At 60.4% G+C, this 24901-nt stretch carries 22 protein-coding genes; 4 read left to right on the top strand and 18 right to left on the bottom strand.

Annotation, left to right across the window (positions count from 1 at the left end):
• Window position 1 precedes the first annotated feature (1 nt).
• The 6 genes from ACUN9V_RS01075 to ACUN9V_RS01050 form a co-directional block, all read right to left on the bottom strand.
• On the bottom strand, window positions 2-1189 hold the full coding sequence (locus tag ACUN9V_RS01075; RefSeq protein WP_075562748.1) for a CaiB/BaiF CoA transferase family protein: 1188 nt from the start codon (window positions 1187-1189) through the stop codon (window positions 2-4).
• Window positions 1190-1265: 76 nt separating this feature from the next.
• A complete protein-coding gene (locus ACUN9V_RS01070; RefSeq protein ID WP_445510017.1) occupies window positions 1266-2054 on the bottom strand; it encodes an enoyl-CoA hydratase/isomerase family protein in 789 nt (262 codons plus the stop codon).
• A gap of 84 nt (window positions 2055-2138) precedes the next feature.
• Window positions 2139-3425, bottom strand: a complete 1287-nt coding sequence (locus ACUN9V_RS01065) for a TRAP transporter large permease (protein ID WP_075562750.1) — start codon at window positions 3423-3425, stop codon at window positions 2139-2141.
• Entirely contained in the window at window positions 3422-4009 is a 588-nt protein-coding gene (locus ACUN9V_RS01060) for a TRAP transporter small permease (protein ID WP_075562751.1), read from the bottom strand. Before ACUN9V_RS01060 ends, ACUN9V_RS01065 begins: the two co-directional genes overlap by 4 nt.
• A gap of 62 nt (window positions 4010-4071) precedes the next feature.
• Window positions 4072-5052, bottom strand: a complete 981-nt coding sequence (locus tag ACUN9V_RS01055; protein ID WP_445510016.1) for a TRAP transporter substrate-binding protein — start codon at window positions 5050-5052, stop codon at window positions 4072-4074.
• A gap of 547 nt (window positions 5053-5599) precedes the next feature.
• Entirely contained in the window at window positions 5600-6274 is a 675-nt protein-coding gene (locus ACUN9V_RS01050) for a GntR family transcriptional regulator (protein ID WP_110692718.1), read from the bottom strand.
• Between the two features lie 103 nt (window positions 6275-6377).
• Here ACUN9V_RS01050 and ACUN9V_RS01045 point away from each other — a divergent pair, with 103 nt between their 5' ends.
• The gene (locus ACUN9V_RS01045; protein WP_445510015.1) at window positions 6378-6842 is read left to right on the top strand and encodes a GlcG/HbpS family heme-binding protein; all 465 of its coding nucleotides are present in this window, start codon (window positions 6378-6380) and stop codon (window positions 6840-6842) included.
• Window positions 6843-6933: 91 nt separating this feature from the next.
• Window positions 6934-7587, top strand: a complete 654-nt coding sequence (locus tag ACUN9V_RS01040; RefSeq protein ID WP_445510014.1) for a hypothetical protein — start codon at window positions 6934-6936, stop codon at window positions 7585-7587.
• A 174-nt stretch (window positions 7588-7761) separates the two neighbouring features.
• Here the strand turns inward: ACUN9V_RS01040 and ACUN9V_RS01035 are convergent, their stop codons facing one another.
• The 3 genes from ACUN9V_RS01035 to ACUN9V_RS01025 form a co-directional block, all read right to left on the bottom strand.
• Window positions 7762-8427, bottom strand: a complete 666-nt coding sequence (locus ACUN9V_RS01035) for a response regulator (RefSeq protein WP_075562756.1) — start codon at window positions 8425-8427, stop codon at window positions 7762-7764.
• Window positions 8428-8836: 409 nt separating this feature from the next.
• Window positions 8837-10789 (bottom strand): acetate--CoA ligase, encoded by a 1953-nt coding sequence (acs, locus tag ACUN9V_RS01030; protein ID WP_445510013.1) that lies wholly within the window; start codon window positions 10787-10789, stop codon window positions 8837-8839.
• Between the two features lie 245 nt (window positions 10790-11034).
• Window positions 11035-11637 (bottom strand): SprT family zinc-dependent metalloprotease, encoded by a 603-nt coding sequence (locus ACUN9V_RS01025; RefSeq protein ID WP_445510012.1) that lies wholly within the window; start codon window positions 11635-11637, stop codon window positions 11035-11037.
• A gap of 58 nt (window positions 11638-11695) precedes the next feature.
• Between ACUN9V_RS01025 and ACUN9V_RS01020 the strand changes: the two genes are divergently transcribed.
• Window positions 11696-12421: a YecA/YgfB family protein gene (locus ACUN9V_RS01020; protein ID WP_445510011.1), complete on the top strand. Its 726-nt coding sequence runs from the start codon at window positions 11696-11698 to the stop codon at window positions 12419-12421.
• A gap of 110 nt (window positions 12422-12531) precedes the next feature.
• Here the strand turns inward: ACUN9V_RS01020 and ACUN9V_RS01015 are convergent, their stop codons facing one another.
• Window positions 12532-13659 (bottom strand): phospholipase D-like domain-containing protein, encoded by a 1128-nt coding sequence (locus tag ACUN9V_RS01015; protein ID WP_445510010.1) that lies wholly within the window; start codon window positions 13657-13659, stop codon window positions 12532-12534.
• Window positions 13660-13938: 279 nt separating this feature from the next.
• On the opposite strand from ACUN9V_RS01015, the gene plsB reads away from it, so the two are divergent.
• Window positions 13939-16359: a glycerol-3-phosphate 1-O-acyltransferase PlsB gene (plsB, locus tag ACUN9V_RS01010; RefSeq protein WP_445510009.1), complete on the top strand. Its 2421-nt coding sequence runs from the start codon at window positions 13939-13941 to the stop codon at window positions 16357-16359.
• Between the two features lie 39 nt (window positions 16360-16398).
• On the opposite strand, the gene ACUN9V_RS01005 is transcribed toward plsB, so the two are convergent.
• From ACUN9V_RS01005 to ACUN9V_RS00970, 8 genes are all read right to left on the bottom strand, one after another.
• Window positions 16399-17199, bottom strand: a complete 801-nt coding sequence (locus ACUN9V_RS01005) for an ABC transporter permease (RefSeq protein WP_445510008.1) — start codon at window positions 17197-17199, stop codon at window positions 16399-16401.
• Window positions 17200-17225: 26 nt separating this feature from the next.
• Complete coding sequence (locus ACUN9V_RS01000; protein ID WP_445510007.1) at window positions 17226-18113, bottom strand: ABC transporter permease; 888 nt, start codon at window positions 18111-18113, stop codon at window positions 17226-17228.
• Window positions 18094-19230 carry an ABC transporter ATP-binding protein gene (locus ACUN9V_RS00995; RefSeq protein ID WP_445510006.1) on the bottom strand — a complete coding sequence of 379 codons (1137 nt, stop codon included), beginning with the start codon at window positions 19228-19230 and terminating at the stop codon, window positions 18094-18096. The genes ACUN9V_RS01000 and ACUN9V_RS00995 overlap by 20 nt, the downstream gene beginning before the upstream one ends.
• A 97-nt stretch (window positions 19231-19327) precedes the next feature.
• Entirely contained in the window at window positions 19328-20440 is a 1113-nt protein-coding gene (locus tag ACUN9V_RS00990) for an extracellular solute-binding protein (protein ID WP_445510005.1), read from the bottom strand.
• A 400-nt stretch (window positions 20441-20840) separates the two neighbouring features.
• Entirely contained in the window at window positions 20841-21965 is a 1125-nt protein-coding gene (locus tag ACUN9V_RS00985) for a porin (protein WP_445510004.1), read from the bottom strand.
• 432 nt (window positions 21966-22397) lie between these two features.
• Entirely contained in the window at window positions 22398-23393 is a 996-nt protein-coding gene (locus ACUN9V_RS00980) for a ProQ/FINO family protein (RefSeq protein ID WP_445510003.1), read from the bottom strand.
• A 103-nt stretch (window positions 23394-23496) separates the two neighbouring features.
• Window positions 23497-24054, bottom strand: coding sequence for a dihydrofolate reductase (locus tag ACUN9V_RS00975; RefSeq protein ID WP_445510002.1), 558 nt, complete (start codon window positions 24052-24054; stop codon window positions 23497-23499).
• Window positions 24051-24845 carry a thymidylate synthase gene (locus ACUN9V_RS00970; RefSeq protein ID WP_445510001.1) on the bottom strand — a complete coding sequence of 265 codons (795 nt, stop codon included), beginning with the start codon at window positions 24843-24845 and terminating at the stop codon, window positions 24051-24053. Before ACUN9V_RS00970 ends, ACUN9V_RS00975 begins: the two co-directional genes overlap by 4 nt.
• Window positions 24846-24901: the final 56 nt, after the last annotated feature.

The raw sequence follows: 24901 nt of genomic DNA, 5'->3' as shown, positions 1-24901 counted from the left end.
ACTAGCGGACGACGCCGCGCTCGCGCAGTCCCGCCAGACGATCGCCTTCGATCCCCAGCGTCGCCAGCACTTCATCGGTATGCTGCGCGAAAATCGGCGCCGGGCGTCGAATCTGAGGCGGCGTTCCCGACAGTTTGCTGGCAAAACCGATGGTCTTCATGCGTCCGATCACCGGATGATCGAGCTCCTGAACCATGCCTCGCTCGCGATAATGCGGATCATCCATCGCCTGGGCGAAATCATTGATCGGCCCGGCCGGTACGCCGGCTTCGTCGCACCGGGTCAGCCATTCCTGCATGTCCATCGCACCCATCAACGTTTCCAGCAATGCCTCCAGCGCGTCGACGTTCTGCCCTCGGTCGCTGTTGGTGACGAAGCGGGGATCCTGGGTCAACTCGGGGCGCGCCAGCACGTCATTGCAGAACCGCTCCCAGGTACGCTGGTTCGCGCATCCCAGCATGATGAAGCCATCGCGAACCTTGACTGCCTGATACGGCGCGGAGACCCGATGCCGCCACCCGGTCGGCTGCGGAACGCGCCCCTCGGCGAAGTAGGCTGCCGCCTCCCAGGTGAACCAGGGCAGGCCGCACTCGGCAATCGCCACATCCACCAGTTGGCCCTCGCCTGTCTTCTGCTTGTGAATGTAGGCTGCCAGTATCGAATAGATCGCGGTGATCCCGGCGCCGATATCGTAAACGGCAACGCCGGTCTTCAACGGCCGCCGACCGGGTTCGCCGGTCATCGACATCAGTCCGGTCATGCCCTGGGCGACCAGGTCGAACCCGCCCTTGCGTCGATACGGCCCCGTCTGGCCGTAACCGGATATCGAACAGTAGACCAGCCCGGGATTGATCTCCTTGAGGGTGTCGTAATCGATCTTCAGCGACTGGGTCACGCCGGGTCGATAGTTCTCGACCACCACATCCACTTCCCGCGCCAGCTGATAGAAAAGCTCCAGGCCGTCGGGCTCCTTGAGGTTGATCGAGATACTGCGCTTGTTGCGATTGATCTGCGCGAAGCAGGTGGATTCCTCGTTGACGTAGGGCCCCATCTGGCGGCTGTCGTCGCCGCCATTGGTCTTCTCGACCTTGATCACGTCCGCCCCCATGTCGCCCAGCACCATGGTGCAGTACGGGCCCGCCATGATCTGCGAGATGTCGAGTACCTTCATGCCTTCCAGCGGTAACATGGCGATTCTCCCTGCCAACCTGTCAATGACGAAAGCGTCAACGGCGCTGACGAATGACGCGCCTGTCCCTTCGGGTCTAGCGGCCCTGCCAGGTGTATGGTGTCTTGTCGATGAATCGCCTGACGGCGCCCCGGAAATCTTCACTGGTGTAACAAAGCTCGATCAGGTCATCGCCGGCTTCAGGATCGGGCCGCCGCTGATCGAGGATTCGATTGATCAGGACTTTCGTCGCCCGCATCGTCAGCGGCGCGTGACCCGCCAGCTTCTCGGCGAGGGCCCTGGCAGTCTCGTCGAGTCCTTCGCTTTCGACGACGGCGTCGATCAGCCCGACCGTCACCGCCTCATCGATCTCGATCATCTTCGCCAGCATCAGTACGCGCTTGGTTCGCGCGATACCGAGCAGGTCGACCAGTCTCGACACGTTGGTGATCGACATGCAGTTGCCCACGGTCCTGGCGATGGGAATCCCGAACTTGAAGGCTCTATTGGCGTAGCGGAAGTCGCAGGCCATGGCGATGGCCGCACCACCGCCGACGCAGTAGCCGTCGATCAGCGCCACCGTCGGCGTCGTCACCCGCTCGATGCCGCCGATCACCGCATCGATCCGGCGCTCGTAGTCGATCCCATCGCGGGGAGCGGTAAATTCAGCAAACTGCTTGATATCGGTCCCCGCGACGAAAGCCTCCGCGCCCTCGCCACGGAAGGCGATCAGCTGGATTTCCCGGTTCTCGTCGAACTGCTGGCAAGCCTTTGCCATGGCCTCGTACATGTGCCAGGTCATGGCATTACGGGCTTCCGGGCGGTTGAAGCGAATCCAACCGATCGTGCCCTCCTGATAACAGCGGATTTCGTCATCCTGAATCATGGTGTCGCTCTCATGGTCGGTATCGGTGAGGCGTCGAGGCGCTTCAGCTGCGCGCCTCGGCTGGCGTACTTCAACTGGCGTACTTCAACTGCCGTAAATCAGGTGAACCAGCAGCAGTGCGAAATCGGGCACGTAGGTGTTGAAGATCAACACGATGAACAGCACTCCCAGGAACCAGAGATTGGTTTTCGAGGTGCGCCAGATATCCGCCTTGGCGATCGAGCACGAGGCGATCAGGACGCTGGCCACCGGTGGCGTCTGCTGACCGATGGCCAGATTGAGCGTTACGATCAGACCGAAGTGCAGAGGATCGATACCCACCTGGATGATCAGCGGCAGCACGATCGGCACCACCAGAATGATCGCCGCCGCCGAGTGCAGAAACACACCGAGAATCAGGAAGATGATGTTGAGCAACGCGAGAATGACGTACTTGTTGTCGGTCAGACCGCTGATCGAATTGGCCAGTTGCTGCGGCAGCTGGGACTCGGTGAGGTAGAGCCCGACCAGCGCCGAACTCGCCACCAGCAGCATCACCACGGCGGTCTGGATACCCGCATCCAGACACGATTTCCACAGTGTCTTCAGCGTGAATTCCCGATAGATCACCGCACTGATGAAGATCGCCACCACGACAGCCAGCGCCGCGCCTTCGGTAGCAGTGACGATACCGCCGAAGATGCCGCCGAGGATGATCACCGGGATCATCAGCGCCCAGATCGCCTCCTTGAAGGATTTCCACACCCGGCTGGCCTGAAAACGCCCCTCGGAAGGGAAGTTGTGCTTGCGCGCCAGAAAATAGCAGGCGATGGCCAGGCCCAGGGCACCCAGCAGCCCCGGGAAGATGCCGGCGACGAACATCTTGACCACCGACTCCCCCGACATCACCGCGTACAGAATCATCGGAATCGACGGCGGCAGGATGATCGCCAGACTGGCAGCAGATGACGAGATCGCGGCGGCGAACTCCTTGGAGTAGCCGCGACTCTTCATCGCCGGAATCAGCAGGCTGCCCAGCGCCGAGACACCGGCCACGGCGGAGCCGGAGATTTCGGCGAAGAAGATCGAGGAACCGATCGTCACCATCGCCAGCCCGCCTTTGACGAAGCCGACCAGCGAAGAGGCGAAGTCGATCAGACGTCGCGAGATACTCGAGGCGTTCATGATCGCACCGGCCAGGATGAACAGCGGAATGGCGATCAGCGGAAAGTTGGTGGCCCCCTCGAACATCGTCAGTCCGATATTGGGTAGCGCGTAGACCCCGTAGCTGGAGTAGACGGCAACGGCGCCCACCAGGCCCAGGGCGATGGCAATCGGCACGTTGAGCACGATCAACACCAGCAGCCCGATGAACATCAGCATGAGAATCATCGTGCCGTACCTCCTGCGCTAGACCGCACGTCGGGTGCGGCATCGCTCTGACTGGCCATGTTCGGGCTCAAGCCGATTTCTTCGAGTTCGTGATCGACGAAACCTTCACCGCGCGCCTGGCGAATCACCTCAGGCAATCGCAGCAGCTCCGCGATGATGAACAGGACCGAGGCGATCGGCAGCGCCGACTGGGTAAACTGCAGTGACACACTGGTCAGACTGATCATGGTCGAGCCCGCCAGAATCTGGACCACCTGCCAGCCGGTCAGGGTGAGCAACACGAAGAACGCGATCGTCACCGCCTCGCCCAGCAGGGCGATGGGCAACCGTATCCGCGGCGGGAACGCATTGACGATGCTGGGACAGGCGATATGCGCGCCCTTGGCGGCAGCCAGCGCAGCCCCGTAATAGGTCAGCCAGGCCAGGCTGATCGAAGCCGCTTCGTCATACCAGGTAAAAGGCGACCCCACCAGGCGCGAAAGGAAGCCGACGATGACGATGCCCGCCAACACCAGCATGTTGATGACCACGATGATCTCGAGCAGGCGATTGAAACCATCGCGAAGCGTACTCAGGGTTTTCATAGGCGGTTCCTTCGTCCACAGCCGGTCGAGCCCGAGTCGTCGAGCTCGACCGCGCACAGCGGTTAACTGGAGGGTTGCAGTTCACGCACCTTCTCGAGCATCGCCTGACCGCCATCGACGTCCTTGATGAACTTGTCGTAGACCGGCTTGGAGGCATCGATAAAGGCCTGACGATCGACCTTGTTGATCTGCAGACCGGCGTCGCGCATCTTGACGAGCGTCTCCTCGTCGAGCTTGGCGCCCTGCTCCAACGCATAGGGCTCCATCTCTTCGGCCGTCTGCTTGAGCACGTCGCGCACGTGTTCGGGCAGCCGGTTCCAGCTCAGGCCCGCGGTGACGAAGGCCGGGGTATAGATGTGATCGGAGAGCGAGAGGTATTTCTGCACTTCCTGCAGGCGCGAGGCGTAGGTCTGGACCAGCGGATTTTCCTGACCGTCCATGGCGCCCGTCTGCAGGGCGACGAACACCTCGGACAGCGCCATGGGCGAGGGGTTGGCACCGTAGCTCTTGAACATCTCGACGCGCCAGACGCCCTGCGGCACACGCAGCTTGATACCGGAAAGATCGGCCGGCGTGGTGATCGGCCGCTCGTTGTTGGTGATTTGACGGAATCCGTTCTCCCACACGCCGATGATGTGATACCCCCGGCTCTCGGCGACCGGATAGAGCTGAGGTCTCACCACCTCGTCGCGCACCTTGGCCATGTGATCACGATCGGCGATCAGATACGGCATCTCGAATAGGGCGAACTGCGGGGCGACACTGCTCATGACGGTCGAAGGCAGCGCCAGATCGACGGTGCCCAGCTTGAGCTTCTTCAGCAGTTCGGAATCGCCGCCCAGCTGGCTCGACCCGTAGACGACCACCTTGGCTTCACCGGCGAGCTTCTCGTTGGCGCGCTTGGCGAACTCCTCGGACACCTTGGCGAACAGCGAGCCCGGCTCACCGACATGGGCAAACTTGACCTGAACTTCCTGGGCACTGGCATGGTTGGCACCGGCCATCAGCGCTAGCGCCAACAGGCCTGCTTTGAGACTTTTCATCACTGGCGTCCTTCCGTCTTTTTATATTGGCTCGCCTGAACGATGGACCGGAAGGCCGTCGGGATTATTGCCACGCTCCGGTCGATACCCCGCAGTGCGAGCACCTTGGGATCTTGCCAATGAATTATGAATTCATAATTCAATTGAAACCAATCCGCCATTTGTCTATTGGCGTAAAGTCTCATCACTATGCGTTGATAATTAGCCAGTTATCGAGAAACAGCGAGACCGAAAGGCGCCAACGCAATGAATTCATTTTAAATTTTTCGCCTTTTGCAACGTGCAGCCGCTCTACCGGCGCAAGCTCCGGCCAACTTCAGATCGATAGCGGGTCGGGAAGGCCGAAACGGTCGACCACGCCGAGTGGTGTCCTCGCAAGGCAGTAGCGATACCAGAGGCGATACAGGCGATGCCGGGGCTGATACAGGATATGCCAGGGCCGATACAGGCAAGCGGGATTAGACAGCGAAGAGCCAGTGGCTGGCTTAGAGAAAGGCGCGGGCAGCCGATGGAGGCCGGCGAACCCGCGAGAGACCGGCCGATGGGGTTAGACGGCGGTAGGCTGGTCTTCGTCGATCACACCGCTCGCGGCGGCGACGACGAGCTTGTGTCGCAAGTGCTCGCGAAGTATGGCGCCCAGGCGTTCACCATCGCGAGCCAGCAGGCACTCGATCATCGCTTCATGATCGGCGACGGCCTGATCCCAGTATTCGTCGATCATGTGGGTGGAGTAGCGGACCCGCTGAATGCGGTAGTTCAGACTGCTATACGTTTCCCGCAGCGTATCGTTGCGGGCGGCGAGCATGATCGCATCGTGAATACGCTGGTTGAGCTCGAAGTAGGGCCGAATCTCTCCGCGCTTGTAATGCGCCATCATCTGATAGTGGAGTGCCTGAATGTCGGCAACCTCCTGTTCGGTGACATGGCGGCATGCCAACTCGCCGGAAAGGCCTTCCAGCGCGCCCATCACATTGTAGGTTTCCTCCAGCATCTGGCGCGTCAAGCGCATGACGCGTGCACCGCGGTTTGGCAGGAGTTCGACCATTCCCTCGAATGCCAATACCTTGAGCGCTTCCCGCAGCGGCGTCCGGGAAATCCCGAACTGCTCGCAAAGCTGCTTTTCCGGAATTCGGACGCCGGGAAGCAGGCTGCCCTCGTTGATCATGTCTCGGATGCGGGCAGCCGCTTCACCATAGAGAGTGTTCTGCTGAATCTTAATCATTGGGCACTCATAACTGTTTCGATGTTTCCATTCTCCCAATGGCGCATGGATAGCGCCACCCAAAATGAATTATGAATACAAAAATAGCTCAAGGAATACTGCCATGACTCGTAATGTCTACCTGACTTACCGGACACTATCGCTGAAACAAGCTCGCACCATCATCGATTCGGCATTGGCTCATGCTGAAGAGCACGAACTGAACCCCCTCGCCGTCACCGTCATGGACATCAGCGGATGCCCGATCAGCAGTGACCGGGCGGACGGCTGCGCGGCCCTGCGTTCAGCCGTCTCGCACGGCAAGGCCAAGGCCGCCCTGGGATATGGCGTCTCCAGCGGAACGGTGGGTGAACGCAACCACGACCGCCCCGCCTTCCTCTCGGCAGTCGCCTCGGCTGCCGAGGGAGAATTCATCCCTGTCGCCGGCGGCGTACTGATCCTGGACGAAAGGGATCAGGTCATCGGCGCGGTGGGCGTCAGCGGCGACAGCTCCGCCAACGATGAGCGCGCCGCGATCGTCGGCATCGAGACGGCCAAACTCCGGGCGGGAATAGCGCCAGAAAATTAAGGCTATCTTAAAAAACAATCGAAACAGCGTTTCTTAAGGAACTTAAGGCTGATAATCTTAGCCAGCTATTAATTGCTGGCCGGATCCGATCATGCCTCCTACTTTTTTTCCTCTGACCTTTCGTGCGGTTTCCTTCCGGGCCGTCGTGTATATCCTGTTCCTGGCAGCTCTCATGCAGATGGTGCTGACGGTGGACGTCAGGCATATTGGCGGCCCCAATTTCAGTGAAACGTCGTTGACTGAAATCACTCAATCCGTGCTGCTGCTCCTCTGCATGACCTCGATGCTGATCATTCGTCAGCATTTCAAGGTACTGCGCACCCTGAGCCTGTTATTGAGCGCCTTCTTCGCGATGTCATTGGTGCGCGAGAACGATCTCTGGCTGGATAGCTACGTTTTCGATGGCGCATGGGAATGTCTGGTCACCCTGATCGCGCTGCCGACTCTCGCCGTCGTGATTCGCGGCCGTCGCCAATTTCTGGAAGAGTTCACCCAGATGGCCAATAGCCTGGGATTCGGACTCTTCGCAGCCGGCTTTCTCGTCACCTACGTGTGTTCCCGCCTCTATGGACGCAGCGAGCTGTGGCATGCACTGATGGGGGAGCATTACTTGCGGATCATCAAGGATGCGGCAGAGGAAATCACCGAGCTGACCGGCTATAGCCTGTTACTGTTCGCCAGTCTCGAACTGCTGCTGATGGCGCGCCGGCTCAGTCGGGCCAAAGTCGTCACCACGGCGGATTGAGATGGTGACATACCAACGCAAGAGCCGCCGTTTCCACGATGGAAAACGGCGGCTCTCGGTGTCAGGACTTTAAACTCATGACTCCAAGCTCAGTACTTCAAGCTTGAGACTTCAGCCCCTGGGCTCCAACCGGACTCTCTAACCAGACTCCCTAACCACAGGTTCTCGAAACGGTCAGTCGTTGGTCACCTTGGGCGGCTCGATCTCAAGTTTCTGCGCGGCAATGACAGCCTGGGTACGGGAATGAACCCCCAACTTGCGCAGGATGGCCGTCACGTGGGCCTTGATGGTCGCTTCCGACACATTGAGTTCGTAGGCAATCTGCTTGTTGAGCAGACCTTCCGTCAACATGTTGAGCACGCGGAATTGCTGTGGCGTTAGCGAGGCGATCGCTTCCGCAAACCGGGCGTCTTCGGGGCTGCCCTCGCCCATGGCATCGGCTAGGTACTGTGGCAGCCAGACTTCTCCCTTGAGCACCTCACCGATTGCCTCGGCAATGGTGTCGAGCGAGGCGGACTTGGGAATGAACCCCGAGGCGCCGTAATCGATGGCGCGGCGAACGACATCCACTTCTTCACTGCCGGACACGACCGTCACGGGAATATCCGGCATCTGTCCGCGAAGCTGGATCAATCCGGAGAAGCCGTGCGCCCCCGGCATGTGAAGGTCGAGCAGAATCAGGTCGGCATCGGGATGGCGTGTCACGACTTCCGCCGTGGCCTCCATGCTGTCGGCCTCGACGATCTCCGCCTGGGGCGAGACCTGTCGCAGCGCTTGATTGAGAGCCGCCCGGAAGAGTGGGTGGTCATCGGCTACGATGAATTTCTGGGCAAAAGCCATTGATTCTCCTCCGGCGCTATCGGAATAGATGACGAATAAGTCGGTCTACTATCGCCATTCAGACAAAATGTTTCTACTAATGGTTAACGGCATGTTACCCCATGCGATCGTGGAATCCCAAGCCTCAAGTCAACCGACTGTAAATCCAGTAAGAATTGATGGATAAACCCGCACAGGAGAACTCAAACTGTTGGGTTAAACACAAAAAAAGTTCGGCCATCCCGGAAAGCTGGCGTGCTTCCCTCCCTTTGGAGCGGCACGAAAAGTACCGGAAGGAAAGCCTCTTTCGGGATAGCCGAACGATAACCATCGACCGCAATGAAGCTAATAATAATTTACATCAACCAGTCATATAGTTGTTACATTAACCTCTATTCTGCGTTCGATTCGAACCATTGAAAATGTGAGTTCATGAGCGTAAATGGCGGTTTTCGATCAGGTCCTCTACGACACCGGGATCGGCCAGCGTCGACGTATCGCCCAGACCATCACACTCGTCGGCGGCGATCTTGCGCAGAATACGTCGCATGATTTTACCCGAGCGGGTCTTCGGCAATCCCGGCGCCCATTGAATCACGTCGGGCGTCGCGATTGGGCCGATATCCTTGCGCACCCATTGCTTGAGTTCCTGCTTCAACTCGTCGCTGGATTCGACATCGTCGTTGAGGGTCACATAGACATAAATGCCCTGCCCTTTAATGTCGTGCGGATACCCCACTACCGCCGCTTCCGCTACGGATTGGTGCGCGACCAGGGACGATTCGATCTCGGCGGTGCCCATTCGATGTCCGGAGACATTCAGAACATCATCGATTCGCCCGGTGATCCAATAATCACCGTCGGCATCGCGGCGGCAACCGTCACCGGTAAAGTAGACCCCTTCATAGGTAGAAAAGTAGGTCTGAACGAAACGTTCGTGATTGTTCCAGATCGAACGCGCCTGCCCCGGCCAGGAATCCAGAATCACCAGGTTGCCATCGGTAGCGCCTTCCAGTCGCTTGCCGTCGTTGTCGAGTAGCGCCGGCTGCACCCCGAAGAAAGGTTGAGTGGCACAGCCTGGTTTCAGTGCCGTTGCCCCGGGTAACGGTGTGATCATGTGGCCGCCGGTCTCGGTCTGCCACCAGGTGTCGACGATCGGGCAGCGCGAATTGCCCACGACCCGATGGAACCAGTCCCAGGCTTCGGGATTGATGGGCTCGCCGACAGAGCCGAGAATCCGCAGCGACGAGCGCTGGCTGTCATCCATGATGTGCTCGCCGTGCGCCATCAGCGAACGGATGGCCGTCGGTGAGGTATAAAGGATCGCGACTTCGTGCTTGTCGATGATCTGGCCCATACGCCCATGGGTCGGGTAGGTCGGCACGCCTTCGAACATCAGCGTGGTGGCGCCGTTGGCCAGGGGGCCATAGACAATGTAGCTGTGACCCGTGATCCAGCCGACATCGGCCGCACACCAGTAGACCTCGCCTTCGTGATAATCGAAGACCGTGCGATGCGTCAGCGCAGCATAGAGCAGATAACCGCCGGAGGTGTGTTTCAGCCCCTTGGGCGTTCCCGTCGAACCTGACGTGTAGAGAATGAACAGCGGATCCTCGGCGTTCATGGTCTCGGCGGGGCAGTCGGTAGACTGCGAATCGACGACCTCGTCGAACCAGCGATCCCGCCCTTCATGCCATTCGATATCGCCACCGGTGCGCTTGACCACCAGCACCGACTCGACCACATCGGTCCCCTGGCGAGTCAACGCGGCGTCGACATTGTCCTTGAGCGGCACCTGCTTGCCGCCACGAACCGACTCGTCGGCAGTGATCACGATGCGCGACTGCGAGTCGACGATGCGCCCCGCCAGCGCGTCCGGCGAAAACCCGCCGAAGACGACCGAATGGACCGCGCCGATACGCGCGCAGGCAAGCATCGCCATCGCCGCCTCCGGCACCATCGGCATGTACAGCGTCACCGTGTCGCCTTTGCCGATGCCCAGAGACTTGAGGCCGTTGGCGAGCTGCGATACTCGTTGATGCAGCTCGCGATAAGTGATGATCTTGTGGTCGTCGGGGTCGTCACCTTCCCAGATGATGGCGGCCTGGTCGCCGCGCGAGTCCAGGTGACGATCGAGACAGTTGTGGGCGACATTGAGCTCGCCGTCTTCGAACCAGCGAATATCGACATTGTCGGAAGCGAACGACGTGTTCTTGATGGTCGCGGGTTTCTTGCTCCAGCTCAGACTCTCGGCCTGTTCGCGCCAGAAACTGTCGGGATCTTCGACGGACTGGCGATAGAGCGATTCGTACCGATCGCGATTGATCCAGGCATTGGCTGCCAAGCGCTCATCGACGGGGTATACGCGCTGCTGTTCGCTCATGCTCCAGGCTCCCTAGGGGTCGTGTTCCAATCGTCGCCATCCACTCGGCGATGATTCGTCGGTTCGTGAAAGCCTAGCCGACTCAAGGCGATAGACCACCGACCGTTCAGTCGGTCAGCATATAACGGTGGCCCCCGCCACACCCTATTAGACCTTCGTCTCACCTTGATGCCGGGTAACCCGGAGGCAGGCTCATGGGTATCTGATAGCACCGGTGGCGACTGTACTCCTGACGACGCGCGCCGCTATTCGGCCACTTCGCGATAGGCGAACGTCAAGGTCGCCCGACAGTGACGACACAGGTAACGGGAGCCCTTCATGGCCTGGGAGTGACGGCGACCGGTAAACCGATGCAGCACGTCGCAGCGGCAGCGGTAGAGATACGGTGAGGGGCTGGCGCGGGCGATGTCGAAGCGGTGAGTGACGGTCGGTTTCAACCCATAGAGCTGCCGCATTACCGTCTGCCATTCGCGCCCGTGGGGCCGGGCTCGAGCCGCCTCCTCGAGGTGAAAGACCAGCCAATGGGCCATTTCATGGGGCACGATCTCGTCCATGAAGGCCTGACGGTTTTCGCGTAACAGGGTCCAGTTGAAGCGAAGCCCGCCGCGCTGGTAGTGCGCCTGGCCCGCGCTACGACCGCGCAGGTCGAACCAGATCGCGGGGCGAGGCAAATCCGGATGCACGTCCCGCGCGAGCTGCCAGGCCGCCTCGGCTCGCTGCCTGAGCTGGCCTTCGAGGGCCGCCTCGTCGAGCGCGTCCAGCGTCCGAGCATCGCTCTCGCCGAGCGTGGGGGATAAAGGGGAAGAACGCAGATTGGTCATGGGATGATAGAATGCCGACACCATCATCGGGCGTCCAGCCCACTGGCGTCTGCCATCGATTTCCACTGGCCATCCGGAGAGCCCTATGTCTGAACTCGAGCCTGAACTCTCGTCCGAACGCCCCGATGACGCGATCGAGAGTCAGCCACCGTTGGCCGACGAAGCACTGGCGCGTCTCGATGATTACTTCGCCTCGGAGCGCCTCGGTGAAGATGCCCCTGACCTGATCGGTACCCACGGTTTTCTGGTTGCCCTGGCGGTTTCCCCGCGGGAGATCGCTCAGCCCCATTGGATCGCCGAGCTGTTCGAAGACGAGCCGCCGTTCGAGAGTGACGCCGAACGCGACGAAATTCTGGGTCTGCTGGAAAGCCTCAAGAATAACGCCGGCAGCATTCTGGAACGCGGAAACTGGGTCGAGCTGCCTTTCGACACCGAGCTCGACGAGAGCGGCGATATGGCCGCGGCCATCGAGGATTGGTGCGCCGGCTTCATGCAGGGCGTATTCCTCGACGAAGCGGCCTGGTTCTCCCAGGACGAAACCCATGTCGCCGCCCTGCTGCTCCCCTTCATGGCGTTGTCGGGGCTGTTCGACGACGAGCCGGAGATCGAGGAAATGGTCGCCGAGGATAGCCAGTTTGCCGCGCTGGCAGGCCAGCTCCCGGAACTGACTCTGGATCTCTACCTGCATTTTCGGGTCCCGGCCGAACCCCCGGCGAACCCGGGCAAAGGTAAAACCAAGGGAACCGGTAAAAGCAGTGGCAAGCCCAAGTCCAAGAACGCCATGACGGGTCGGCAGCGCGGTTCGCGCTGAAACGTCAGCGGTTCCGGACGAATTGCCGACAAATCACATCGCGTGACTTGTCACATCGGGCTACTTGTCATTCCGGGCCACTTTTCACTCCGGGCAGTTGTCATTCCGGGCTATTTGAGCCGTGTCACCCAGGCATTGAGCGTGCCGAACAGCCACTCGCGCGCGCGTCGCCACCACGCGCGCTGCGCCCAGCTGGCGGCATCGATACGCTGGCTGGCGGCGAAGTTACGCTCGAACAGCTGGGCGACCTCGGCAGCGAAGCCGGCGTCGTCGATCTCCTGATTGGCTTCCAGGTTCCACTGCAGACTCCAGTGATCGAAGTTGCACGACCCCAGCGAGACCCAGTCGTCGACGACACTGAACTTGGCATGGATGAACGTGGGCTGAAACTCGTAGATCTTGACGCCGGCCTTGAGCAGCCGGTTGTAGAACCGCTGCCCGGCATAGCGGACTCCGGGATGGTCGTGATGACCGCCCGCCAACAGCAGGCGCACATCGATACCGCGGCGCGCGGCGCGAGCCAGCGCCCGACGCAGGCTCAACGTCGGCACGAAATAGGGCGTGCATAGCCAGAGCCGGCGATCGGCCGTGTTGATACGGCCCTGCAGCGAGACCCGAATCGCCTGATAGCGATGTCCCCGCCCCCAGATGGCCCTGCCGCGCATGCCGCTGACAACCGCTTCGGGTGGCGAATGCCAATCGGGCAACGCTCTCGACAGCCGCGTTCTCGCCCTTCCTCCCCGCGTCAGGGGGGAATTCCAGACCTGGGCAAACAGTCGCATCCAGTCTTCGACCACGGGCCCCTGAACGCGTACCGCAACCTCGTACCAGGCATCGACGAACTCGTCGACGATGCCGAAGCCGCCGGTAAAGGCCATGGCACCGTCGACGACCACGAGCTTACGGTGATCACGCATCAGATTGCCGCCCAGCCGCGTCACCGAGAGCGGATTGAAGAACCGCAATTCGACGCCACCGTCCCGCAGCCGCTGGCGATCGCTGCGCGAGAGCCCCATGCTGCCCACGCCATCGAGCATCAGCTTGACCTCGACCCCGCGGGACGCCGCCGCTGTCAGCACCCCGATGAAGCGCTCGGCCAACTCACCCGACTCCATCAGATAGAGTTCGATCCACAGATGCCGCTGGGCACCATCGATGGCTTCGCGCATCGCCGGCCAGAACCGCTTGCCTTCCGGCAGCAGTTCGAACCGATTGCCATCCTTCCATGTCGCTTGCATGAACCATCTGCCTCCTAGATCGCTCCCGATTGACGCACGTTTGCGGTCCCAAGGAAAGCCTGTCCAAGCGGGCATCGATCGCTGTCGGCCGTTGATGTGGCTATACTCGGGCGTTTGCGGGAAATGCCACGATGCTGGCACGCTCAGAAGATCCCCGATGCTGAGTGATCTTCATCGCCATGACCGGATCTCAACGCCGATGACCGAACGTCAACGCCGATGACCGAACGTCAACGCCGATGACCGAACGTCAACAACCAAGATCGAGCCTCAACGCCGATGATCGAACCTCAAAAACTGTGGCATCGCCTCGTCAGCCGCGTACTCGATCGCTGGCTGGCGTTTCGTCTGATCGAGCCGGAGCCCTTCGCGCTCGACGCCGCGCTGCCGACGTTCTATGTCATCGCGCATCCATCGTTGACCGACGAGATTGCCGTCGAACGCTTGAGTCGCGATCTCGATCTGCCCGGCGCTGATGGCCGACACTCGATTGGGCAGCTCGATCTGCCCGCCTGCTTTGCCCTGCCGCGCCTGCGCCGCCACCGTGGCGAGATTCGAGGTCAGCACTCGATCCACCTGGAGCGACTGCTGGAGACCCTCGAGCACGACACCACGCTCGACGCGCAGCTGGTGCCGGTCAGCGTGTTCTGGAGCCGCGCGCCGGGCAAGGACTTCGGTTTCTGGAAGATGCTGGCGGCGGACGACTGGGCCTGGAGCGGGCGACTCCGCCGGCTGCTTTCGGTGGCCGTCAACGGTCGCCACCTGGAAGCACACTTCGGCGCGCCGGTTCGCCTGCGCCCGCTGCTCGATGACCCTGCCGTCACGCTGAATCAGCGCAAGGTCGCTCGGGTCCTGCGCGTTCACTTCCGTCGCATTCGCGCCCGGGTGCTGGGACCCGACATCTCCCACCATCGCACGCTGATGCGCGGCGTGGTCGACAGCCGGCCGGTCCGTGAGGCCGTGCTCGAGGCGGCCGAGGCCAATCGCAGCACGCCGGCGCGCGAACGTCGGCGCGCAGAACGCTACGCCCGTGAAATCGCCTCCAACATGTCCTACCCGGCGCTGCGTTTTTTCTACGAACTGCTCAAGCGGCTGTGGAACCGCCTCTATGATGGCGTCGACGTCCACGGCCTCGACGCGGTCAAGGCGATCGCCGGCGAGCGCACGCTGATCTACGTCCCCTGCCATCGCAGCCATATCGACTATCTGCTGCTCTCCTACGTGCTTTATCGCGAGGGATTGATGCCGCCGCACATCGCCGCCGGCCGCAACCTCGACATGCCGGTGATCGGCGCGCTGATGCGTCGCGGCGGGGCGTTTTTCCTGCGCCGCAGTTTCAAGGACAACCGCCTTTATGCCACCGTCTTCAACGAGTATCTGCACCGCCTGATCGCCCGCGGCCATCCGGTGGAATATTTCATCGAGGGTGGCCGCTCGCGAACCGGAAGGATGCTGGCGCCCCGCCCCGGCATGCTGGCGATGACGCTGCGATCGTTCGCGCGGGACGCGATTCGTGACGTCGCCTTCGTGCCCGTCTACGTCGGCTACGAACGGGTACTCGAGAGCAACAGCTATCTGCGGGAGCTCCGCGGTGGCGAGAAGAAGAAAGAATCGCCTCTCGACCTGCTGCGCATTCTGAAGCACCTGCGCGAGCCCCATGGTCGCGTCACGGTCAGCGTGGGGGAACCCTTGTCGCTGGCGAGCTTTCTGAATGCAACGGTACCGGAGTGGCGAGACGAACCCGTTTCGGCGCGACCGGAGTGGCTCCATCGGGCCGTGCCACAGCTGGGGCAAACCCTGGCCCGCCGGATCAACGACGCCGCCAGTCTCAATGCCGTTTCGCTAGTGGCGATAACGCTGCTGGCGACGCCCCACCACACCATCGAATCCGATCTACTGGTAAATCATGTCGGACTACTGGTCAGACTCCAGCGCAACCTGCCGGGCAGCCAGCGCTGCCAGCTGCCGAGCGGAGAGCCCGCCGACTGGATCGATCACGCGGTGGCTCTCGGCTTCGTCAACCGCCAGCCTCAAGCCCTGGGCGAATTGATCAGCGCCCGTCCGGAGCAGGCAACGCTACTGACCTGGTATCGCAACAACGTGCTGCACCTCTTCATGCATCTCGGACTGGTGGCGTTCGCCTTTCGCAACAATGCCGCCTTTTCCCTCGACGAGCTCGATAAGCTGCTGTCGCCGGCCTGGCCGTTGCTGGCCCACGAACTCTACTTCGCCCCGCCCGACGATCCGCGTCAAAGGCTGGTAGACACTCTGGCCGTGCTGACCGAGGAAGGTCTGCTGCAGGCTACCGACAACGGCTGGCGTCGACAGCCGGGGCATCTGGAATCGAGCGAACATCTGAGACTGCTGGGCCAGCCGGTACAGCCCACGCTGGAGCGCGCCTACCTGCTGCTGGCCTCGTTACTGCGCTACCCCAGTGGCGAACTGACTCGGGAAGGCCTGGAAGAACACAGCCGTCAGCTCGCCGAACGATTGACGCTGTTATCCGGACTCAACGCGCCGGAATTCTTCGACAAACGGCTATTCAGTGGGCTGCTGGATACGCTGGAGCAGCAGTCATGGTTACGCGTCGAGGATGAACACCTCTTCTACGATGAATCCCTGATCCGCCTGCAGAGGCGCAGCCGTGCCCTGTTCGACCCTGAGTTGCGCCACCGTCTGGTCAGGCTGACTCGCCAGTAGATCGCTTTTCAGCAAGCGCTTGACCGAGCGCGACTGGTGTCAGCCGAGACGTCTGGCGGCTTCACGCCGTCGCTTGAATTCGTAGATCATCGCCAGCCCGACCGTGAACAGAATCATCAGCAACGCCAGCGCATTGACCGCCGGCGTCAGGCCGGTGCGGACCTTGGAGGCGATATAGATCGTCAGCGTGGTGTCATAGCCGGCCACGAACAGCGTTGTGTTGTAGTTCTCCAGCGACTGCAGGAACGCCAGCACCGCTGCGGACAGAATCGCGGGCTTGAGGTAAGGCAGCAAAACTCTTCGAAAAACCTGCCATTGACTGGCGCCGAGGTCGAGCGCCGCCTGCTCCAGCGTGCGATCGAAGCGCTGCAGCCGTGCCGCTACCATCAGCATGACGTAGGCAGCGATAAAGGCGCTCTGTGCGATGACGGTCAGCGCGATTCCCCCATTCAAGCCCCAGCCGCGCCAGAAGATCAGCGTCGAGATGCCAATGATCACCCCCGGCGTCAGTAGCGGCGACAGGATCAGGGCATAGATGAAGGATTTACCCCGGCCGTCGACCGTGGTCAGGAAAAGCGCGCTGGCGATACCGATCGGCAATGCCAGACACAGCACGCCGACCGCTACCATCAGGCTATTGACCAGGGAACTCCACATCCCGCTATCGGCCCACAGCGCCGAAAACCACTGCAGCGTCGTGCCGGTCCAGGGCGTGACGGTCGGAAAGCGGCCTTCGTTGAAGGTGGCCGCCGCCATGATCACCAATGGCAGGAACAGATAGACGAAGAACACCAGCAGGTAGGCCTTGAGCGCCCAGGAGAAGAATCGCGAAGAACTCATGAAGCGCTTTTCCTATTTGGCATGGTCTACTTGGCTATGTCGCCGAGGCCGACCTTGAAAACCCGCATGATGACAGTGACGAAGACGATGCAGAGGACCAGCAGCAGGAATGCATAGGCCGCCCCCTGATTCCAGTCCCCGCCCTCGAAGAACCAGTTGTAGATGATCTGCGTGAACCAGCGACTGCCCGGCGAGCCCAGCAGCGCCGGCACCGCGTAACTGCCCGCCGCCAGCATGAAGGTCATGATGCAGCCCGTCGCGATACCCGGCTTGGCGTGAGGAATGACGATACGCCGGTGGGTGCGGCCCCAGCCCGCACCGAGATCCCGCGCGGCCCGGATCTGATTGGTATCGAGACTCTCGATGGCGTTGTAGAGCGGAAACACCATGAACAGGATATAGGCGTAGACCATGCCGACCAGCACGCCGGTGTCGCCGTTGAGAAAGCGAATGGGTCGATCGATCCAGCCCAGGGCGAGCAGCAGCTCATTGAGCGGCCCCTTGAACGCGAAGATGATGTACCAGGCGAAGGTGCGCAGAATCTCGTTGATCCAGAACGGGATGATCAGCAGCAATAGACACAGCGCCGCCTGGCCCGGCGTAGCGACCTTGGCTAGATAGTAGGCCAGCGGATAGCTGACGATCAGCGTCAGCCCGGTGACCAGCACGCTCGACCAGATCGTCTTGAAGAAGATCGCGAGATGAATGTCGTTGTGGAAAAAGGTGGCGTAGTTGGTCAGCGACCAGACATCCTTCACGCCCCCGCGCTCGGCCGGCAGCAGCGAAGGATGAAACGAATAGTCGATCATCTGCCATTGCGGCAGCAGCACCATGGCGATCAGCCAGATTCCCATCAGTGAAACGATGGCCACGGCCAGCGGACCGCCGAAACGTCTACGCAGTTGCTGCCACATTGACGGCCTCCTCGCTCGCCGGCTCGTGCAGCGTCCCCGCCAGAACGACCGCCTGACGTGGCGAATAGTCCAGGCGGCAGGCACCACCCACGACGAGCGGCGCCCCGGTATCCGCGCCGGGCGTCATATGGGGAACCTGCGCCCGAATGGTCGGCCCCTGGTCCAGCGCGACCTCCAGCGTCAACCACGCACCTTCGAAATGTTCGCTCTGAATCACGCCACCCAGCGGCAGACGCCGATCGTCGGCGGGCCCCACGCGCCACTGTTCCGGGCGGATATAGAGCGTCGCCGGATCGCCGGGCTCGAGCGGCGTCGCGGATCGCCCGACCAACGGTGCCGGCAGCCCGGCGTCCAGCGTGACCAGCTCGCCCTCCACCGCCATGACTCGGCCCGGAAAACGATTGTTCTCACCCACGAAACTGGCCACAAAATCGGTCTGCGGCTGACGATACAGCGTCATAGGATCGGCAACCTGCTGGATTCGACCTTCCGACATCACGGCGACCCGGTCGGACATGGTCAGCGCCTCGCCCTGGTCGTGCGTGATATAGATGAAGGTAATGCCGGTCTTGCGCTGAATCGCCTTGAGTTCGATCCGCATATGTTGGCGCAGCTTGAGATCCAGCGCCGATAACGGCTCGTCCAGCAGCAGCACTCGCGGCTCCACGGCCAGCGCGCGCGCAATCGCGATTCGCTGCTTCTGGCCGCCGGATAGCTCGGCAACCGGCTTGTCGCCACTGCCCGTCAACGCCACCAGTTCGAGCAGTTCATCGGCTCTTTGCCGACGCTTTTGCCGATCGATACCCCGCACCTCGAGCCCGAACTCGATGTTCTGGTAAACGCTCATCAACGGAAAAAGCGCCAGATTCTGGAAGATCATCGCGGTGGGCCGGCGATTGACCGGCACCCGGGTCATGTCGCTCCCGCCGATGGTCACGCTGCCCTCGCTGGGAGTCAGAAAGCCGCTGATCATGTTCAGCAGCGTGGTCTTGCCGCAACCGGAAGGACCCAGAAAGCTGAAGAACTCGCCGGATTCGATGTCCAGCGAGGTCGGCTGAATCGCCGTGAAGTCGCCAAATCGCATGGCGACCTGACTCAGGGATACGCGACCGTCCATGACGCCCTCTTCGAATGTTGTCGATAACGGATATCGACTGACCCACGGAAAAACCCCGCGTCATCGAACACGGGGTATCGTTCGGCGAGAGCCACGATCATGCCGACAGGTAACGATCCTGGTACTCGTTGCGCAGCGCGACGTACCACGGATCCTGTACCGGCCACCACCACAGATTGTCCAGATCCTGCTGAGTGTAGGAATCCTTGAAGAACTGCCGACTCGCTTCCGGCAGCAGGTCTTCCGCGCCGACCGCAGTGGAGTTGTAGCCGGTGGACTTGACGAACATCGCCCCGGCTTCCGGGGTGTAGTACCAGTTGATCAGCTCGTAGACCGCATCGACGTTGCGCGCGTTCTGAGGGATCACAAAGCCTTCCATCCAGGCCAGAGCACCTTCCTTGGGGGCACCGAAAGCGATCGGTTCGCCCTCACTCTGCAGCCGAAAGGCGGTGCTGTCCCAGGTCTGGCCGATCAGCGCACCATTGGTGCGGAAGGCTCCCTGGGCCTCGTTTTCGGTCGACCAGAACTGGATGACCATGTCCTTATGCTTGAGCGCCTCGTCCAGAATGACATCGAAGTTGGCGCGCATGGCCTCCTCCGTCTTGAACGATTCCAGCAAGGGTCGCGGCAGCTTGCCCTGCGACTCCAGCCACAGTCCGATACCAACCAGCGCGGAGTGGGCACGTACCGTGACGCCGGCGCCAATATCGGGGTTCCACAAATCGGCGTAGCTCAGCTGGGAACGGTCGATATCGGTATAGCGGGTGTTGTAGGCGATCGCCTCGGTCCCCCAGTCGGAGGGCGCAAAATAACGTTTGTCATCGATGACACCACCGGTTTCCGAGCCCTTCATCGCTGTTTCCAGGCAGCCATCCCAGTGAATCCGCGACGTATCCAGCGGCTGAATCAGTTGATAATCGAGGTAGCCGGGCACCCGATCCACGGTGGGCATGATGACATCGAAGCCTGAACCATCGGTGGCCCGCAGCGAATTCATCAACTCGTCGTTGGTGCCATAAGGGGTGAAGGTCGCCTTGATCCCGGTCTTGGCAGTGAAGTCCGCCAGCATTTCATCGCTGAAATAACCCGCCCAGGCATAAATACGCAATGTCTGATCCTGAGCCCAGGCACGATTGATATAAAACGGTACCGAAGCGGCGGCACCGATGGCCGCAGCGCCCTGCAAGAAACGACGACGGGAAAATGTCATCGAAGGTCTCCTGTTGTTTGTCGATTCCCCGTCTGGATTGACATATCCCGATCGGCGGAAAGTGTTGTTATACGACAGACCTGTTACGACAGCGTGACGCCATTCATTGATGATCGGTGCTGGTGATCTGTTTCACCACCCCGGATTATTGAACGCCCGCTCAACAGAAGATTACCAGCCTGTCACGCTAATGACACCTAGACCAAGGCGAGCCCAAGGCCGCATGTCGGGATTGGAAAGTCGCAAGAGATGAGAGGAAGTGAGGAGGGATCAGCACCGCTTAGCGAGAGACGGCCAGGGATGCGCGTCTTCATACGATATATTTCACGCATTAAAAAGCCGGCCCTAGAGGGGCCGGCTTCGCTCGAGTGAGCGGCAAGCCGCTCACATCGGTATCAGCTTAGAAGCTGTAGACGGCACCGAAGGAAACGCCGTCACCTTCGTCTTCAGTACGATCATACTGAGCATATTCAACGTAGGTATACATAGCCGGCGAGATATTGTATGTCGCGCCCACAGTCCACTCGTTGAAAGAGTCTTCATCGCCACCGTTATCGACGATCGGAGCCACTTCGCTGTCTGCATCGACGTACTGATAGGCACCGTACACGTCACCAGCAAAGTTGTCAGACAGTGCGTAACCGTAACGAGCACCCAGTGCATAACGCATGATGTCGCCATCATCACCAGCGTAAGTCGCGTCGGTATCTTCGACCTTCGCGGCTAAACGCAGAGTACCGATGACATACTGAGCGCCTAGGCCATAAGCCTTGGCTTCATATTCCAGCGATTCGCCAGTTTCGCTATCTTTAGCGTGCAGGCCGTAGTTGTCGAGATCGTCGTAGACAGCTGCGAGAGAGAAGTTACCAATACTGTACTTCGCACCACCGAAGAATGAAGCGTTGGAGCCTTGGCTGGATACACCCGTCACGCCATGGTCAGCACCGAACTCTTCCTCGGCATCACCCTTGTACTGGGTACCGATGGCGAACTGCAGACCGCCCCAGACCGGAGACATATACTGGAACTTGTCGCCTTCGCGATCGACATCAACACCATCTGCCAGAGAACCGCCGTACAGGCCACCAAGGTCTGTTGAAGAGTCGGTCAGATCAAAATATTCGTTGTTGGAGATCGGATCCTGAATCCAGTCGTCGATCAGCGGATCCCAGGAACCCAGGCGTGCATCACCGAAGTTGCCTTTCAGACCCAGATAAGCTTGGTCGCCGTCGTCGAGGCCGCCATTGCTCTTCTCTTCGTCAGCCTGATGCTCGAACTCGGCTTTGAAGTAGCCGGTCAGGCCTGGGTTAATAATGTGCTGGCCAGAAAAGCCGATGGTCGAACCGTTATCGAAGACTTCGTCTTCCCAGTTCCCACGTTCGTTCTTGATATTCTTGTAAGCAATCTGGATGTTGCCGTAGATGTCGAGCTGCGTGCCGTCCTGGTTGTAGACAGTCGCTGCCTGGGCAGCGGCGGAGGCGCCCAGGGCACCAGCAATAGCAGTCGCTAAGAGCGTCTTTTTCATCGCGATAGGTTCCTTAACTAGCTTACTGTTCGATCGTGTCTGCAGATGCAGTCGGCTTCGGCACCTTCAACCAGCATCGTCATGCGAACGAATGACGGCTGCGGAACTCGGAAGCCTTGTTATTGTCCAATGCTCGCAAGGCAAACCTTATACCGGGCTCTAGTGGAACGCAACAAGAAAAAACACTGTTTTCGTTGCCCGGATGAGCCGCCCGTTTCCTTCCTTCTGCCATCGCGAGTTACCGCCCCAAGCGCGAAAAACCGGTGCCAGCAGCCGTTTCGCGGGTAGTTCGAGTAAAATATTTCGGTGGGAATTGGCAAGAGAATGCGCCAGAACGGACTGTCGGCAACCGCCCCGCTCGTCAGACCCAAGACCAAAGTTCAACGCGTTGACGCGTGCCAACGGATCTCCGGACCCGCTGATATTCTGACTTCACTCCTGCGAATGCTGACCATGCTTGGCCAGTAGTGCCCCGATCTTGCGGTCCAGTTTTTCCGATCGCTGCTGGGTCTCACGCATCTTCTGTTTCTTCTGCAGCGCCTCCAGTTGCCGCTTGGCGTGCTTGGCTTCTTCGTCAGTGACGGTCTCGCAGTCCTCTCCCGCCAGATCGACCCGCCGCGCGCCTTCTCGAACCGATTTCATGTAGCGCGGCAGATGTACATAGCAGGCCAGCGCCCGCCGGACCAATTTTTCCGGCCAGGGCTCGACCTCACAAAGATCGAGATGAATGCCGGTCTTGAGCGGTCGCGTGTGTCCTTTGAAAAACGCCTTGGGGTAGCGCTTGTACCATTGTGCGAGCAGCGTATGCGGAGACGGCGCATCATGCTCGGCGCCGAACGCCAGTGAACTTTGGGGAGGTTCGCCGCCCACCCCATCCGCAATGGTCTTGTCTGGAAGCGCTTCCTTCGATATCGCCGGGTTTGAATCGGCGTTGTCCCTACCTATGGCGTCCGAACTGACGGCGTCCGGACTGACTCCTCCGTCACGAATCGCCGGAGCCTGATTCACATCGCCGGTATGCGTTGATGGCGATTCTTTCAGCCAGTCCTTTTCAGACTGAGACGATACGCTGACTGCAGGGGCTTTCTCGTGGGATGAGGCGGAGGTCAGTCGCTGTAACGGGGAGACGGCATGTGCCTGACGACTCGGCTGCGCATCGGGGGCGCCATCCGGCTTCGGTCGGGGCCGCCTGAACGCCAGATTGCCCAGCCCCCGAGCACGTGTGCCTCCATCGGGGTCCTCGTTATGGTCCTGGCCCTTGACCATCAAAGGATCCAGCTCCGCCAGTGCAAGCAGTCGCTCCTTGAGGGCTCGATTCTCCGCCTCCAATGCCTTGTACCGCTCTTTCTCGGCTTCCAAAGCGGCTTGACCCGCTTCGACCTGGTGCTCGATGGCAGCCAGGAGCGCCTGTGTTCGATCCGTCAACACGGCACAACTCCTCTCAAGTCCTCTCAATCAACACCGGGACATGCTGGCGCTTATCCTGGCGTCAGCCGCTCGATCCCGCTCAGACGCACCATTCTTCGCCAACTCAGCCAGACTCGCGCGATCGACGATACTCGACGAAAGCGTAGCTCGGCTGGTCCGGCTGCGACGCCATCGTGACGCGTTCCACTTCGTCCCACTGCGAGCGTTCGAACGCCGGAAAGTAAGCGTCGCCTTCGATCTGGACATCGACCTCGGTGAGATGAAGCCTCGCGGCCCCGGCCAGTGCCTGCCGATAAATCTCTCCCCCGCCCATTACCATGATCTCATCGGCGGCGTCGATCAACGCCTGATGATCGGCGAGTTGCAGCGCCTCGTCCAACGAATGGCAGACCCGAATACCCTCATAATGGCGCTTGTGAAAATAATGCACATCGCGTGTGATCACGATATTGAGCCGTCCCGGTAGCGGCCGGCCGATCGATTCGAACGTCTTGCGCCCCATCACCAGCGGCTTGCCCAGCGTGATGGCTTTGAAACGCTTGAGATCTTCCGGCAGATACCACGGCAGGCGATTGCCCACGCCGATCACGCGATTACGTGACATTGCCGCAATCATGGCAACCGGCGTTTCCAGCGGCGAAGAAGGCGTCATGTTGGTCATACGGCGATCGGCGCCTTGATGGCAGGATGGGACTCATACCCCTCGATGGCGATGTCGTCGAAGCGGAAACCGAACAGATCATCGATCGCCGGATTCAGCTTCAGCGTCGGCAACGGCAACGGCTCGCGCGACAGCTGCAACCGCGCCTGCTCGAGATGATTGAGATAGAGATGCGCGTCGCCGAACGTGTGGACGAATTCGCCGGGCTCGAGACCGCAGACCTGCGCGATCATATGGGTCAACAGCGCATAGCTTGCGATGTTGAACGGCACACCGAGAAAGATATCGGCGCTGCGCTGATAGAGCTGGCAGGACAAACGGCCGTTGGCAACGTAAAACTGGAACAGCGCATGGCACGGGGGCAGCGCCATCTCGTCGACCAACGCGGGATTCCAGGCCGAAACGATATGTCGGCGAGAGTCCGGATTGCGCCGGATCTGCTCGACGAGTTTGGCGATCTGGTCGATATGCTCGCCCTCGGGGGTCGGCCAGCTGCGCCACTGATAGCCGTAGACCGGCCCCAGATCGCCGTTGGCGTCCGCCCACTCGTCCCAGATCGAGACGTTGTGCTCGTGCAGATAGGCGATATTGGTGTCGCCCCGCAGAAACCACAGCAGTTCATGAATGATCGAGCGCAGATGCAGTTTCTTAGTGGTGACCAGAGGGAACCCTTCGCGCAGATCGAAGCGCATCTGATGACCGAACACGCTGAGCGTACCGACGCCGGTGCGATCGGCTTTTTCAACGCCGCTGTCGAGCACGCGTTGCATCAAGTCGAGATAGGGCCGCATGGGCACGTTCCTTTCAATTATGTCGCTCGTCCAGAAAAACGAGCCAGTCGAAGTCT

This window comes from Salinicola sp. V024 (assembly GCF_052645315.1).
Note: the sequence above shows the minus strand (reverse complement) of the source record. Positions and strands in the feature narration are given on the sequence as shown.

Coding starts and splice junctions, on each gene's coding strand:
- ACUN9V_RS01045 (WP_445510015.1), top strand. CDS start 6,378: ATGACTCGTAATGTCTACCTGACTTACCGGACACTATCGCTGAAACAA.
- ACUN9V_RS01040 (WP_445510014.1), top strand. CDS start 6,934: ATGCCTCCTACTTTTTTTCCTCTGACCTTTCGTGCGGTTTCCTTCCGG.
- ACUN9V_RS01055 (WP_445510016.1), bottom strand. CDS start 5,052: ATGAAAAGTCTCAAAGCAGGCCTGTTGGCGCTAGCGCTGATGGCCGGT.
- ACUN9V_RS00975 (WP_445510002.1), bottom strand. CDS start 24,054: ATGACCAACATGACGCCTTCTTCGCCGCTGGAAACGCCGGTTGCCATG.
- acs (WP_445510013.1), bottom strand. CDS start 10,789: ATGAGCGAACAGCAGCGCGTATACCCCGTCGATGAGCGCTTGGCAGCC.
- ACUN9V_RS01060 (WP_075562751.1), bottom strand. CDS start 4,009: ATGAAAACCCTGAGTACGCTTCGCGATGGTTTCAATCGCCTGCTCGAG.
- ACUN9V_RS01050 (WP_110692718.1), bottom strand. CDS start 6,274: ATGATTAAGATTCAGCAGAACACTCTCTATGGTGAAGCGGCTGCCCGC.
- ACUN9V_RS01020 (WP_445510011.1), top strand. CDS start 11,696: ATGTCTGAACTCGAGCCTGAACTCTCGTCCGAACGCCCCGATGACGCG.
- ACUN9V_RS01025 (WP_445510012.1), bottom strand. CDS start 11,637: ATGATGGTGTCGGCATTCTATCATCCCATGACCAATCTGCGTTCTTCC.
- ACUN9V_RS00995 (WP_445510006.1), bottom strand. CDS start 19,230: ATGGACGGTCGCGTATCCCTGAGTCAGGTCGCCATGCGATTTGGCGAC.
- ACUN9V_RS01065 (WP_075562750.1), bottom strand. CDS start 3,425: ATGATTCTCATGCTGATGTTCATCGGGCTGCTGGTGTTGATCGTGCTC.
- ACUN9V_RS01075 (WP_075562748.1), bottom strand. CDS start 1,189: ATGTTACCGCTGGAAGGCATGAAGGTACTCGACATCTCGCAGATCATG.
- ACUN9V_RS01070 (WP_445510017.1), bottom strand. CDS start 2,054: ATGATTCAGGATGACGAAATCCGCTGTTATCAGGAGGGCACGATCGGT.
- ACUN9V_RS01005 (WP_445510008.1), bottom strand. CDS start 17,199: ATGAGTTCTTCGCGATTCTTCTCCTGGGCGCTCAAGGCCTACCTGCTG.
- ACUN9V_RS01035 (WP_075562756.1), bottom strand. CDS start 8,427: ATGGCTTTTGCCCAGAAATTCATCGTAGCCGATGACCACCCACTCTTC.
- ACUN9V_RS00985 (WP_445510004.1), bottom strand. CDS start 21,965: ATGAAAAAGACGCTCTTAGCGACTGCTATTGCTGGTGCCCTGGGCGCC.
- ACUN9V_RS00990 (WP_445510005.1), bottom strand. CDS start 20,440: ATGACATTTTCCCGTCGTCGTTTCTTGCAGGGCGCTGCGGCCATCGGT.
- plsB (WP_445510009.1), top strand. CDS start 13,939: ATGATCGAACCTCAAAAACTGTGGCATCGCCTCGTCAGCCGCGTACTC.
- ACUN9V_RS00970 (WP_445510001.1), bottom strand. CDS start 24,845: ATGCGGCCCTATCTCGACTTGATGCAACGCGTGCTCGACAGCGGCGTT.
- ACUN9V_RS01000 (WP_445510007.1), bottom strand. CDS start 18,113: ATGTGGCAGCAACTGCGTAGACGTTTCGGCGGTCCGCTGGCCGTGGCC.
- ACUN9V_RS01015 (WP_445510010.1), bottom strand. CDS start 13,659: ATGCAAGCGACATGGAAGGATGGCAATCGGTTCGAACTGCTGCCGGAA.